The sequence below is a fragment of the Pseudomonas sp. 1176_21 genome, assembly GCF_052850635.1.
Genome location: NZ_VXCV01000002.1, coordinates 123,521 through 136,519, shown reverse-complemented (window position 1 = coordinate 136,519; position 12,999 = coordinate 123,521). Strand labels below are relative to the sequence as shown.

11 protein-coding genes are annotated in these 12,999 nt (G+C 66.2%); 10 read left to right on the top strand and 1 reads right to left on the bottom strand.

The features are described from left to right. Positions 1–3: 3 nt before the first annotated feature. The 10 genes from FW760_RS05630 (at position 4) to FW760_RS05585 (ending at position 11,956) form a co-directional block, all read left to right on the top strand. Positions 4–333 carry a sarcosine oxidase subunit delta gene (locus FW760_RS05630; protein WP_043863636.1) on the top strand — a complete coding sequence of 110 codons (330 nt, stop codon included), beginning with the start codon at positions 4–6 and terminating at the stop codon, positions 331–333. Beyond that, the gene (locus FW760_RS05625) at positions 330–3,347 is read left to right on the top strand and encodes a sarcosine oxidase subunit alpha (RefSeq protein ID WP_446443689.1); all 3,018 of its coding nucleotides are present in this window, start codon (positions 330–332) and stop codon (positions 3,345–3,347) included. The genes FW760_RS05630 and FW760_RS05625 overlap by 4 nt, the downstream gene beginning before the upstream one ends. A 130-nt stretch (positions 3,348–3,477) precedes the next feature. Further along, entirely contained in the window at positions 3,478–4,110 is a 633-nt protein-coding gene (locus FW760_RS05620; RefSeq protein WP_100634804.1) for a sarcosine oxidase subunit gamma, read from the top strand. Further along, positions 4,107–4,964: a formyltetrahydrofolate deformylase gene (purU, locus tag FW760_RS05615; RefSeq protein WP_043863639.1), complete on the top strand. Its 858-nt coding sequence runs from the start codon at positions 4,107–4,109 to the stop codon at positions 4,962–4,964. Before FW760_RS05620 ends, purU begins: the two co-directional genes overlap by 4 nt. A gap of 124 nt (positions 4,965–5,088) precedes the next feature. Continuing rightward, positions 5,089–6,288, top strand: coding sequence for a formaldehyde dehydrogenase, glutathione-independent (gene fdhA, locus FW760_RS05610; protein WP_043863640.1), 1,200 nt, complete (start codon positions 5,089–5,091; stop codon positions 6,286–6,288). A 195-nt stretch (positions 6,289–6,483) separates the two neighbouring features. Continuing rightward, positions 6,484–8,838 (top strand): glucose/quinate/shikimate family membrane-bound PQQ-dependent dehydrogenase, encoded by a 2,355-nt coding sequence (locus FW760_RS05605; protein ID WP_315404969.1) that lies wholly within the window; start codon positions 6,484–6,486, stop codon positions 8,836–8,838. Between the two features lie 173 nt (positions 8,839–9,011). Further along, a complete protein-coding gene (locus FW760_RS05600) occupies positions 9,012–9,578 on the top strand; it encodes a DUF2780 domain-containing protein (protein ID WP_043863642.1) in 567 nt (188 codons plus the stop codon). A gap of 71 nt (positions 9,579–9,649) precedes the next feature. Further along, complete coding sequence (locus FW760_RS05595; RefSeq protein ID WP_043863643.1) at positions 9,650–10,078, top strand: DUF350 domain-containing protein; 429 nt, start codon at positions 9,650–9,652, stop codon at positions 10,076–10,078. A 15-nt stretch (positions 10,079–10,093) separates the two neighbouring features. Continuing rightward, positions 10,094–10,789: a DUF1190 domain-containing protein gene (locus FW760_RS05590; RefSeq protein WP_116052361.1), complete on the top strand. Its 696-nt coding sequence runs from the start codon at positions 10,094–10,096 to the stop codon at positions 10,787–10,789. A 9-nt stretch (positions 10,790–10,798) separates the two neighbouring features. Then, on the top strand, positions 10,799–11,956 hold the full coding sequence (locus FW760_RS05585; protein ID WP_043863645.1) for a glutathionylspermidine synthase family protein: 1,158 nt from the start codon (positions 10,799–10,801) through the stop codon (positions 11,954–11,956). Here the strand turns inward: FW760_RS05585 and FW760_RS05580 are convergent. Next, positions 11,953–12,843, bottom strand: a complete 891-nt coding sequence (locus tag FW760_RS05580) for an acyltransferase (protein ID WP_043863646.1) — start codon at positions 12,841–12,843, stop codon at positions 11,953–11,955. The two genes, FW760_RS05585 and FW760_RS05580, sit on opposite strands and share 4 nt — an antisense overlap. Positions 12,844–12,999: the final 156 nt, after the last annotated feature.

Sequence of the window (12,999 nt, the reverse complement as noted above, 5' to 3'; positions counted from 1 at the left end):
TCCATGTTGCACATCTTCTGTCCCCACTGCGGCGAACTGCGCTCCGAGGAAGAATTCCATGCCGCTGGTCAGGCGCACATTCCGCGCCCGCTGGACCCGAATGCCTGCACCGACGAGCAGTGGGGCGACTACCTGTTCTTTCGTGACAACCCGCGCGGCCTGCACCACGAGCTGTGGATCCATGCCGCGGGCTGCCGCCAGTACTTCAACGCCACCCGCGACACCGTGACCTACGAGATTCTCGAAACCTATCCGATTGGTGCCAGGCCCCAGGCGCGCGCCCAGGAAAACGTCCCGCAGCTGGCTGTCACCGGCCAGGGAGAAAAGGTATGAGCCAGCGCTATCGTCTGCCCAACGGCGGTCGTATCGACCGCAGCCAGGTCCTCGACTTCACCTTCAACGGCCAGCGCTACCAGGGCTACCAGGGCGACACCCTGGCCGCCGCGCTGCTGGCCAATGGCGTCGACATCGTGGGGCGCAGCTTCAAGTACTCGCGCCCACGCGGCATCATCGCCGCCGGCAGCGAAGAGCCCAACGCGATCCTGCAGATCGGTGCCAGCGAGGCCACCCAGATACCCAACGTGCGCGCTACCCAGCAGGCGCTGTACGCCGGCCTGGTGGCCACCAGCACCAACGGCTGGCCCAGCGTGAACACCGACGTGATGGGCATCCTCGGCAAGGTCGGCGGCAAGCTGATGCCGCCGGGGTTCTACTACAAGACGTTCATGTACCCGCAGTCGTTCTGGATGACCTACGAGAAGTACATCCGCAAGGCTGCGGGCCTGGGCCGTTCGCCGCTGGAAAACGACCCGGACAGCTACGACTACATGAACCACCACTGCGATGTGCTGGTGGTGGGCGCAGGCCCCGCCGGGCTGGCTGCGGCACTGGCAGCCGGGCGCAGCGGGGCGCGGGTGATCCTGGCCGACGAGCAGGAGGAGTTCGGCGGCAGCCTGCTCGATACCCGCGAGACCCTCGACGGCCAGCCCGCCGCCGAGTGGGTGGCCAAGGTGATCGACGAGCTGCAGGGCATGCCCGAGGTCACCTTGCTGGCGCGGGCCACGGTCAACGGCTACCACGACCACAACTTCCTCACGATCCACCAGCGCCTCACCGATCACCTGGGCGACCGCGCACCCATCGGCCAGGTGCGCCAGCGCATGCACCGTGTGCGAGCCGGGCGTGTGGTGCTGGCCACCGGCGCCCACGAGCGGCCGCTGGTGTACGGCAACAACGATGTGCCGGGCAACATGCTCGCCGGCGCGGTATCTACCTACGTGCGCCGTTATGGCGTGGCGCCGGGGCGCAAGCTGGTGCTGTCGACCAACAACGATCACGCCTATCGCGTGGCGCTGGACTGGCACGACGCCGGGCTCAAGGTGGTCGCGGTCGCCGATGCGCGGCACAACCCCCGTGGCTCGCTGGTGGAGGAGGCACGTGCCAAGGGCATTCGCATCCTCACCTCCAGCGCGGTGATCGAGGCGCGCGGCAGCAAGCATGTGACGGCAGCGCGGGTGGCAGCCATCGACGTGGCCGCACACCAGGTCACCAGCCCCGGCGAATGGCTGGACTGCGACCTGGTGGCGACGTCGGGCGGCTACAGCCCGGTGGTGCACCTGGCTTCGCACCTGGGCGGCAAGCCGCTGTGGCGCGACGACATTCTCGGCTTCGTGCCCGGCGAAGCGCCGCAGAAGCGCGTGTGCGTGGGTGGCGTCAATGGCGTGTTCGCCCTGGGCGATGCGCTGGCCGACGGTTTCGAAGGCGGCGTGCGTGCGGCCACCGAGGCCGGCTTCAAGGCAGTGGAGGGCGTCCTGCCCAAGGTGCTGGTGCGTCCGGAGGAGCCCACCGTGGCGCTGTTCCAGGTACCCCATGACCGCAACACCGCGCGGGCACCCAAGCAGTTCGTCGACCAGCAGAACGATGTGACTGCGGCCGCCATCGAACTGGCCACCCGCGAAGGCTTCGAGTCGGTGGAGCACGTCAAGCGCTACACCGCGCTGGGGTTCGGCACCGACCAGGGCAAGCTGGGCAACATCAACGGGCTGGCGATCGCCGCACGCTCGCTGGGCATCGGCATTGCGCAGATGGGCACCACCATGTTTCGCCCCAACTACACGCCGGTGACCTTCGGCGCGGTGGCCGGGCGCCATTGCGGCCACCTGTTCGAGCCGGTGCGCTTCACCGCGCTGCATGCCTGGCATGTGAAGAACGGCGCCGAGTTCGAGGACGTCGGCCAGTGGAAGCGCCCGTGGTATTTCCCCCGCGGCGGCGAAGACCTGCAGGCGGCGGTGGCCCGTGAATGCAAGGCGGTGCGCGACAGCGTCGGCCTGCTGGATGCCTCGACCCTGGGCAAGATCGACATCCAGGGCCCGGACGCCCGTGAGTTCCTCAACCGCATCTACACCAACGCCTGGACCAAGCTCGACGTGGGCAAGGCGCGCTACGGCCTGATGTGCAAGGAAGACGGCATGGTTTTCGACGATGGCGTGACCGCGTGCCTGGGCGACAACCACTTCCTGATGACCACCACTACCGGCGGCGCGGCGCGGGTGCTGCAATGGCTGGAGATCTACCAGCAGACCGAATGGCCGGAGCTGAAGGTGTACTTCACCTCCGTCACCGACCACTGGGCCACGCTGACCCTGTCGGGGCCCAACAGCCGCAAGCTGCTGGCTGAAGTGACCGACATCGACCTGGACAGGGACGCCTTCCCGTTCATGAGCTGGAAGGAGGGCCTGGTGGGCGGGGTGCCGGCGCGGGTGTTCCGCATCTCGTTCACCGGCGAGCTGTCGTATGAAGTGAACGTGCAGGCCAATTACGCGATGGGCGTGCTGGAGCAGATCGTCGCCGCCGGCAAGCCGTACAACCTCACCCCCTATGGCACCGAGACCATGCACGTGCTGCGCGCCGAGAAGGGTTTCATCATTGTCGGCCAGGACACCGACGGCTCGATGACCCCGGACGACCTGAACATGGGTTGGTGCGTGGGGCGCACCAAGCCGTTCTCGTGGATCGGCTGGCGCGGCATGAACCGGGAAGACTGCGTACGCGAGAACCGCAAGCAACTGGTGGGGCTCAAGCCGGTGGACCCGAGCCAGTGGTTGCCCGAGGGCGCGCAGCTGGTGCTGGACCCCAAACAGCCGATTCCGATGGACATGGTGGGGCACGTGACCTCGAGCTACGCGAGCAACTCGCTGGGCTATTCGTTTGCCATGGGGGTGGTCAAGGGCGGGCTCAAACGCATGGGCGAGCGGGTGTTTTCGCCGCAGGCCGATGGCAGCGTGATCGAGGCCGAGATCTGCGCCTCGGTGTTCTTTGATCCGAAGGGTGAGCGGCAGAACATCTGATGGTTGCAGGAGCTGCCTTGCTGGCGAAGCGACCACCGCGCACCGGGTTGCAACCGGGTCGCGGCCTTCGCCGGCAAGGCCGGCTCCTACAAAGAGATCACAGCACTACTGAATTCAAGGCAGGTATGTAATGAGCGCAATCAACGTCTACCCGCAACGCCCCGAGACTGACGCCAGGGCCGAATCACCCCTGCATCACGCCGACCTGCCCAGCCTGGTCGGCAAGGGCCGCAAGAACCCCGGCGTGACCCTGCGCGAGAAGAAGTTCCTCGGCCACCTGACCCTGCGCGGCAACGCCCACGACCCGGCTTTCGTCAGCGGCGTGCAACAAGCGCTGGGCCTGGAACTGCCGGTCGCACTCACCGTGGTCGCCAGCGGCGAGGCCTCGCTGCAGTGGATGGGCCCCGACGAGTGGCTGCTGATCGTGCCCGGTGGCGAGGAGCTGGCCGCCGAGCAGAAGCTGCGCGAAGCCCTCGACGGGCAACACATCCAGGTGGTCAACGTCAGCGGCGGGCAGACCCTGCTCGAACTGAGCGGGCCCAGGGTGCGCGAGGTGCTGATGAAGTCCACCAGCTACGACGTGCACCCCAACAACTTCCCGGTGGGCAAGGCGGTGGGCACGGTGTTCGCCAAGTCCCAGCTGGTGATCCGGCGCACCGGCGAGGACACCTGGGAGTTGCTGATCCGGCGCAGCTTCAGCGACTACTGGTGGCTGTGGCTGCAGGATGCCTGCGCCGAACATGGCCTGAGCATCGCCTCATGAGCCGTGCGCCGGACACCTGGATCCTTACCGCCGACTGCCCCAGCCTGCTGGGTACGGTGGACGCGGTGACGCGCTACCTGTACGAGCAGCAGTGCTACGTCACCGAGCATCATTCGTTCGATGACCGGCTGTCGGCGCGGTTCTTCATACGGGTGGAGTTTCGCCAGCCCGAGGCATTCGACGAGCAGGCCTTTCGCGCAGGCCTGGCCGCCCGTGGCGAAGCGTTCGGCATGACCTTCGAGCTGACTGCGCCCAGGCACCGGCCCAAGGTGGTGATCATGGTGTCCAAGGCCGATCATTGCCTCAACGACCTGCTGTACCGCCAGCGCATCGGCCAGTTGGCGATGGACGTGGTGGCGGTGATTTCCAACCACCCGGACCTGGAGCCGCTGGCGCACTGGCACCGCATCCCCTATTACCACTTTGCCCTCGACCCGCAGGACAAGCCGGCGCAGGAGCGCAAGGTGCTGCAGGTGATCGAGGCGTCCGGCGCCGAGCTGGTGATCCTTGCGCGCTACATGCAGGTGCTGTCGCCGGAGCTGTGCCGACGCCTGGATGGCTGGGCGATCAACATCCATCACTCGCTGCTGCCGGGGTTCAAGGGCGCCAAGCCGTATCACCAGGCCTACAACAAGGGCGTGAAGCTGGTGGGGGCCACGGCGCATTACATCAACAACGACCTGGACGAGGGCCCGATCATTGCCCAGGGCGTGGAAGCCGTGGATCACAGCCACTACCCTGAAGACCTGATTGCCCGCGGGCGCGATATCGAATGCCTGACGTTGGCGCGGGCGGTGGGGTATCACATCGAGCGGCGGGTGTTTTTGAACGCCAATCGCACGGTGGTGCTGTAGCGGGTGCATCGCGGGTCAAGCCCGCTCCCACAGGGACCGTGGGAGCGGGCTTGACCCGCGATGAGGCCCGAAAGACGGACAGAACATTCAGCGCGACATAACAACAATCGAGCGAGGTGAAAGCATGTCTGGCAATCGTGGTGTGGTGTACCTGGGCGCAGGCAAGGTCGAGGTGCAAACAATCCCCTATCCCAAAATGCAGGACCCACGTGGGCGCAAGATCGAACACGGCGTGATCCTGCGGGTGGTCTCCACCAATATCTGCGGCTCCGACCAGCACATGGTGCGCGGTCGTACCACCGCCCAGACCGGCCTGGTGCTGGGGCACGAAATCACCGGCGAGGTCATCGAGAAAGGCCGTGACGTCGAGAACCTGCAACTGGGCGACCTGGTCTCGGTGCCGTTCAACGTGGCCTGCGGGCGCTGCCGCTCGTGCAAGGAACAACACACCGGCGTGTGCCTGAGCGTCAACCCGGCCCGCGCCGGCGGCGCCTACGGCTATGTCGACATGGGCGACTGGACCGGCGGGCAGGCCGAGTATGTGCTGGTGCCCTACGCCGACTTCAACCTGCTCAAGCTGCCCGACCGCGACAAGGCCATGGAGAAGATCCGCGACCTGACCTGCCTCTCCGACATCCTGCCCACCGGCTACCACGGTGCGGTCACCGCAGGTGTCGGCCCCGGCAGCACGGTGTACGTGGCCGGTGCCGGCCCGGTCGGCCTGGCCGCTGCCGCCTCGGCGCGGCTGCTGGGCGCGGCGGTGGTGATCATCGGTGATGTGAACCCGGTACGTCTGGCCCATGCCAAGGCCCAGGGCTTCGAGGTCGCCGACCTGTCCCAGGACACCCCGCTGCACGAACAGATCGCCAACCTGCTGGGCGAGCCGGAGGTGGACTGCGCGGTTGATGCGGTGGGCTTCGAGGCCCGTGGCCACGGGCATGCCGGGGCCCAGCACGAGGCGCCGGCCACGGTGCTCAACTCGCTGATGGGGGTGGTGCGGGTCGCCGGCAAGATCGGCATCCCCGGCCTGTACGTGACCGAAGACCCGGGCGCGGTGGATGCCGCAGCCAAGATGGGCAGCCTGAGCATCCGTTTCGGCCTGGGCTGGGCCAAGTCCCACAGCTTCCACACCGGGCAGACCCCGGTGATGAAGTACAACCGCGCCCTGATGCAGGCCATCATGTGGGACCGCATCAACATCGCCGAGGTGGTCGGCGTGCAGGTCATCAGCCTGGATCAGGCGCCCGAGGGCTACGGCGAGTTCGATGCCGGCGTGCCGAAGAAATTCGTGATCGACCCGCACACGCTGTTCAGCGCAGCGTAAGACCAATGTCTACCCGGTTTCAGGCCCCTGAAGCCGGGCTGACAGACAAATTGTCGCAGTAGCCCGCAATTTTTTGTTACCCTTAAACGTACTAACTGGTTAACAAGCAAGCTACCTAAATGCGCCGACTATGCTCGGGATTGGGTCGGCCAACTGTTGACGGTGGTTTTTCACTACGTTTAGGACGGTAATCACATGAACGAACAGGCAGGTGCTCCGGGCACCGCAAAGTGGCTGCTGGGAGGTCTGGGCATCCTGATCGCCCTGATCGGCCTGGTGCTGGCAGGGGGCGGTGCGTACCTGAGCAGCCTCGGTGGTAGCTGGTACTTCCTTCTGATGGGCCTGGCGATGCTGGTCAGCGGTGTGCTGATCGCGCGGCGCAAGCCGTCGGGCGCCTGGCTGTACGCGGTGGCCCTGGTACTCACCGCGATCTGGGCGGTGTGGGATGCCGGCCTGGACTTCTGGCCGCTGGTCTCGCGGGTACTGACCTTTGCCGTGATCGGCCTGGTCATCGCGCTGGTGTTCCCGAGCCTGCAACGCGCCGACGGTCGTGCGGCCGGGCGTGGCGCGTTCGCGGTGGCCGGTGTGCTGGCCGTTGGCGTGGTCGCCACCCTGGGCTACATGTTCGTGCCCACCCACGTGGTCACCGCCAGCAGCGAGCCTGCGGTGCAGCCGGTCAAGCCGGGCACCGAGCAGAAGGACTGGGCGCACTGGGGCAACACCACCGCCGGCAACCGCTTTGCCGCGCTGGACCAGATCAACAAGGGCAACGTCGACAAGCTGCAGGTGGCCTGGACCTTCCATACCGGTGACGTGCCGCAAAGCACCGGCGCCGGTGCCGAAGACCAGAACACGCCGCTGCAGATCGGCGACACCCTGTATTCCTGCACCGCCTACGGCAAGGTCTTCGCCCTGGACGTGGACACCGGCAAGCAGCGCTGGATGTTCGACCCCAAGGGCAGCGCGCCGAACTGGCAGCGTTGCCGTGGCCTGGGCTACTCCGAAACCCCGCTGGCCGCCGACGCCGGCCCGCAGGCCTGCGCCAAGCGCCTGTTCCTGCCCACCGGCGATGCCCGCCTGATCGCGATCAACGCTGAAAACGGCGAAGCATGTGCCGACTTTGGCGATAACGGCGTGGTCGATCTGAGCGTCGACATGGGCGAGATCAAGCCGGGCTATTACCAGCAGACCTCCACCCCGCTGGTGGCCGGCGATGTGGTGATCGTTGGTGGCCGCGTGGCCGACAACTTCTCCACCGGCGAACCGCCGGGCGTGGTGCGTGCCTATGACGTGCGGACCGGCGAGCTGGCCTGGGCCTGGGACCCGGGCAACCCGAACATCACCAAGCGTCCGCCCGAAGGCCAGACCTACACCCGTGGCACGCCCAACGTGTGGTCGGCGATGTCCTATGACGCCAAGCTGGGCCTGGTGTACCTGCCGACCGGCAACGCCACCCCGGACTTCTTCGCCGGCACCCGTACCGAACTGGACGACAAGTACAGCTCCTCGATCGTGGCGCTGGACGTGAAGAACGGCCAGGTACGCTGGCACTTCCAGACCACCCACCACGACCTGTGGGACTTCGACCTGCCGGCCCAGCCGCTGCTGTACGACATCCCGGATGACAAGGGTGGCGTGCAACCGGCGCTGGCCCAGGTGACCAAGCAGGGCGAGATCTTCGTGATCAACCGTGAAACCGGCGTGCCGATTGCCAAGGTCGAAGAGAAGCCGGTGCCCCAGGGCAACGTGCCGGGCGAGCGTTATTCGCCGACCCAGCCGTTCTCGGTAGAGATGCCGTCGATCGGCAACCAGACCCTGAAAGAGTCGGACATGTGGGGCGCGACCCCGTTCGACCAGCTGCTGTGCCGCATCTCGTTCAAGGGCATGCGCCACGAGGGTGTGTACACCCCGCCAGGGCTGGACCCGGCGTTGCAGTTCCCCGGGTCGCTGGGTGGCATGAACTGGGGTAGCGTGTCGGTCGACCCGACCAGCAACTACATGTTCGTCAACGACATGCGTCTGGGCCTGGCCAACTACATGATCCCGCGTGCAGACATTCCCAAAGGTGCCAGCGGCATCGAGATGGGTGTGGTGCCGCAGGACGGTACGCCGTATGGCGCGATGCGCCAGCGCTTCCTGTCCGCGGCCGGTATTCCGTGCCAGAGGCCGCCGTTCGGCACCATGTCGGCCATCGACCTGAAGACCAGGAAACTGATGTGGCAGGTGCCGGTCGGTACCGTGCAGGACACCGGGCCGCTGGGCATCCGCATGCACCTGCCGATCCCGATCGGCATGCCGACCCTGGGCGCTTCGCTGTCGACCCAGTCGGGCCTGCTGTTCTTTGCCGGCACCCAGGACTTCTACCTGCGTGCGTTCGACTCGGGCAACGGCAACGAGATCTGGAAGGCGCGTCTGCCGGTGGGCAGCCAGTCGGGGCCGATGACCTACGTGTCGCCCAAGACCGGCAAGCAATACATCCTGATCAGTGCTGGCGGTGCGCGTCAGTCGCCGGATCGGGGTGATTACGTGATTGCGTACGCCTTGCCCTAGGGCGGGTTGCCATTCTGTTGCAGGAGCCAGCCTTGCTGGCGAAAGCGGCCAGTGCGTATCCCTGGATATCGCGGTGCTGCTTTCGCCGGCAAGGCCGGCTCCTACAGGCGATGACGGCGGAACATTCGCCGCAGATACGGGTCGAAACCTCGCTTTCCTACGAGGTCCGCCCCATGAAACGTTTCGCACTGCTCTCCCTGCTGGCACTCGCCACCACCTCGGCCCTGGCCTTCAATCTCAACGATGCCGCCAACGCCGTATCTGCCATGCAAGGCAACAAACAGCAGGACGCTGCCGTTCAAGCCCCGGCCCCCTCGGCCAACCTGCTCAATACCCTGGGCGACCAACTCGATATCACCCCCGAACAGGCCATCGGCGGCACCGGCGCGCTGCTGGGCCTGGCCAGGCATCAGCTCAGCAGCAGCGACTACTCGCAACTGAGCAAGGCCGTGCCCGGCCTTGACCTGCTGTCCGGCGACAATGCCCTGGGCGGCCTCAGCGGCCTGGGCGAGCTGCTCGGCAAGAGCGGCAATTCCTCGGCCCTGAGCAACGCACTGGGCAACGTCAAGGACACCGACGACCTGAACAACGCCTTCGGCGCCCTGGGCATGAACACCGGCATGATCGCCCAGTTCGCCCCGCTGATCCTGCAGTACCTGGGCCAGCAGGGCGTGGCCGGTTCACTGCTGCAGAGCCTGGGCGGCATCTGGGGCACCCCGGCCGCCGTGCCTTCGGTGTAAGCCGGCGGTTTGCCGAGGCGGGGCGGTGTGGTATACGTCCCGCCCCGTTCAAGCAAGGAAGTGCGACCCCGATGTTCATGGATGCCCTGAAGATGTCCCTGCCGGCCGATGCCGTGCTGGGTTTTCTGTTCTACATGGCCGGCGCCGCCGTGCTGTTCGCGCTCTATGCGTTCATCTATACCCGCCTGACCCCCTACAACGAATTTGCCCTGATCCGCGAAGGCAACAGCGCTGCGGCCATCGCCCTGGGCGGTGCGCTGCTGGGTTTCGCCATCCCCGTGTCCGGGGCCATCTCCCATTCGATCTCGCTGCTCGACTTCCTGCTGTGGTCGGTGATCGCCGGCGCCGTGCAGTTGCTCGCGTTCGTGGTGGTCAGCGTGGTGGTCAAGGGCATGGACGAGCGTATCCGCCGTCAGGAAAACGCGGCCGCCATCCTGCTGGCCGCCGTGGCCATCGGCATCGGCATGCTCAATGCCGCGTGCATGACCCCAGCGGCCTGACAGCGGAGCACAGCCATGAAACGCAGCACGAGCATTCGGCTGATTGCCCTGGGCAGCCTGCCGCTGGCGCTGGCCGCCTGTGACAGTGATCGCAGCGCCACCCGCGTGGTCAGCGAGGTCAAGCGTTACCAGGACGTCGACAGCTGCGCCCTGGCCGGGGTAAGCCGTTCGGTGTGCGACAGCGCCTGGAACGTCGCCCGCCAGCACCACGATGCCAACGCCCCACGCTTCACCCGCCTGGAAGACTGCCTGGCCAGCTTCGAGCAGTGCGAGCCAGGTCAGGGCGCGAGCTTTCACATGCCGCGCATGCAAGGCTTCGCCCTGACCACCGAGCGCCAGGTGTATGACGACGGGCTGAACCAGACCTCCAGCACCACCTCGTCGGCCATGTATGGCGGCGGCGGTGGCCGCTACGACTACGTCAATGTCGAGCCGCGCTACCTGTCGGAGGCGATCTACCACGAGCGTGAAGGGCGCGACGGGTTCAGGGCCAGCTCGCTGACCGACCAGGTCAACAGCGGCAACCAGTATGCCGGGCTGGTCGAGGACCACGCGCCGTCCAGCCGTTTCAACGGCGGGGCTGGTGCCGATGCCCATGCGTCGGTGCTGCCGGCGCGCTTCATGGCCTCGGCACGGCCCTGGACGGTGGGCAGCCACCCCGGCTTCGCGGCCCATGTACCAGGCCGTGGCGGCTTCGGTTTCGGTTCCTGAGGGCGGGCGATGAAACGTATTGCCTGCACCCCGCGCGCGGACTGGAAAGCCACCGCCGAACACTACGGCTTCAGGTTCCACACCTTCGGCGACGAGCCGTACTGGGACGAGTCGGCGTGCTACCAGTTCACCCTGCGCCAGATCGAGGACGACCTCGAAGAACCCACCCGCCAGTTGCACGAGCTGTGCATGGACCTGGTGGCGCGGGCGGTGGACAGCGAAGAACTGCTCGACCGCCTGGCCATCCCGCGTGACTACCGCGACCTGATCCGCCGCTCATGGCGCGACGGGCACCCGCATTTCTACGGGCGCATGGACCTGAGCTACGACGGCCATGGCCCGGCCAAACTTCTGGAAGCCAACTACGACACACCCACCTCGCTGTACGAGGCCGGCTTCTTCCAGTACCTGTGGCTTGAGCAGCAGATGCAGCGCGGCGTACTGCCGGCCGATGCCGACCAGTTCAACAGCCTTGAAGAGAAGCTCGGCCAGGTGTTCGGCGCCAACACCTTTGCCACGCCGTTCTACTTTGCCTCGGTCAGGGACTCGCTGGAGGATCGTGGCACGGTGCAGTACCTGTGCGACATTGCCACCGCTGCCGGGCTCGATACACGCCTGATCGATGTGGAAGACATCGGCCTGAACCCGGCCGGGCGTTTCATCGACCGCAGTGGGGCGCCGATCCCCAGCCTGTTCAAGCTCTACCCGTGGGAAGACATGTTCCACGACCGCTACGGCCCGGCGATTGCCGGCAGCGGCACGCTGTTCGTCGAGCCGCCCTGGAAGGCGCTGCTGTCGAACAAGGGCATGCTGGCGCTGCTGTGGGAGCAGCACGAAGGGCACCCGAACCTGCTGCCCGCATTCATCGACGCCACGCCCGAACGGCCGCTGGCGCCGGGGTGGGTGCGCAAGCCGTTCTTCTCGCGGGAGGGGGCGAATGTGGAGATTCATACCCCTGACGGGCAGCGGGTGAAGGAGGAGGGGCCGTATGGCAGTGGCCCCCACGTGATCCAGCAGTTTCATGCCTTGCCACGGTTTGCCGGCAGCCACACGGTGATCGGCAGCTGGGTGGTTGGCGATCAGCCGGCAGGCATCGGCATTCGCGAGGACAACTCGCTGATCACCAAGGACAGCAGCCGCTTCGTGCCCCACGCGATCATCGGCTAGCGGCGCAGCTCCTGGCGCAGTTGCTCGATGCGCGCGTCCTTGTCGTGCCACAGCTGGTTGACCCAGTCCTGTACGCTGCGCCGGAATTGCGGGTCGTTCTCGTAGTCGCCGCGCCACAGGGCCGGGTCCAGTGCGCGTACCTGGATGTCCACGATCACCCGCGGCACTGCACCGCTGACCAGGTCCCAGAACCCCGGCGCGGTGTCGCCGGGGTACACCAGGGTCACGTCGAGCAGGGCGTCGAGCTGTTCGCCCAGCGCGGCGAGCACGAACGCCACGCCGCCGGCCTTGGGCTTGAGCAGGTGGCGGAACGGCGAGCCTTGGGCATCGCGCTTGGCCGGGGTGAAGCGGGTGCCTTCGAGGTAGTTGACCACGGTCACCGGCTGGCGCTTGAACAGCTCGCAGGCGGCCTTGGTGATCTCCAGGTCCTGGCCCTTGAGGTGCGGGTGGCGTTCGAGGAAGGCCTTGCTGTAGCGCTTCATGAACGGGTAGTCCAGCGCCCACCAGGCCAGGCCCAGGAACGGCACCCAGATCAGTTCCTTTTTCAGGAAGAACTTGAAGAACGGAATGCGCCGGTTGAACACCTGGATCAGCGCGGGAATATCCACCCAGCTCTGGTGGTTGCTGACCATCAGGTAGGAGGTGTCCAGGCGCAGGTCGGCGGCGCCGCGCACGTCCCAGCGGGTGGGGATGCACAGGGCGAAGATCAGCTTGTCGATCTCGGCCCAGGTCTCGGCGATCCACATCACCGCCCACGAGGCGTAGTCGCGGTAGCGGCCGGGCAGTACCAGCTTGAGCAGGGCGAAGACCAGCAACGGGCCGATCAGCACCAGGGTGTTGAGCAAGAGCAGCAGGGTCACAAGACTGCCGGTAAGCAGGCGGCGCATAAGAAAACTCTGATTTTCGGTTAGGCGGTCGGCCATGATAAGCAGGGATTCGGTTCAGGCCAAATTCTGGGCAGCCCACGGCGCGGACAAATGTTTCACATTGTGTTGAATACCCTGTGGCGACGAACCTATGCTGCTGCGGCAGTCTAAACACAG

Bases quoted from the DNA above. Each gene is read 5' to 3' on its own strand.
- FW760_RS05630 (WP_043863636.1), top strand. From the start codon at position 4: ATGTTGCACATCTTCTGTCCCCACTGCGGCGAACTGCGCTCCGAGGAA.
- FW760_RS05625 (WP_446443689.1), top strand. From the start codon at position 330: ATGAGCCAGCGCTATCGTCTGCCCAACGGCGGTCGTATCGACCGCAGC.
- FW760_RS05620 (WP_100634804.1), top strand. From the start codon at position 3,478: ATGAGCGCAATCAACGTCTACCCGCAACGCCCCGAGACTGACGCCAGG.
- purU (WP_043863639.1), top strand. From the start codon at position 4,107: ATGAGCCGTGCGCCGGACACCTGGATCCTTACCGCCGACTGCCCCAGC.
- fdhA (WP_043863640.1), top strand. From the start codon at position 5,089: ATGTCTGGCAATCGTGGTGTGGTGTACCTGGGCGCAGGCAAGGTCGAG.
- FW760_RS05605 (WP_315404969.1), top strand. From the start codon at position 6,484: ATGAACGAACAGGCAGGTGCTCCGGGCACCGCAAAGTGGCTGCTGGGA.
- FW760_RS05600 (WP_043863642.1), top strand. From the start codon at position 9,012: ATGAAACGTTTCGCACTGCTCTCCCTGCTGGCACTCGCCACCACCTCG.
- FW760_RS05595 (WP_043863643.1), top strand. From the start codon at position 9,650: ATGTTCATGGATGCCCTGAAGATGTCCCTGCCGGCCGATGCCGTGCTG.
- FW760_RS05590 (WP_116052361.1), top strand. From the start codon at position 10,094: ATGAAACGCAGCACGAGCATTCGGCTGATTGCCCTGGGCAGCCTGCCG.
- FW760_RS05585 (WP_043863645.1), top strand. From the start codon at position 10,799: ATGAAACGTATTGCCTGCACCCCGCGCGCGGACTGGAAAGCCACCGCC.
- FW760_RS05580 (WP_043863646.1), bottom strand. From the start codon at position 12,843: ATGCGCCGCCTGCTTACCGGCAGTCTTGTGACCCTGCTGCTCTTGCTC.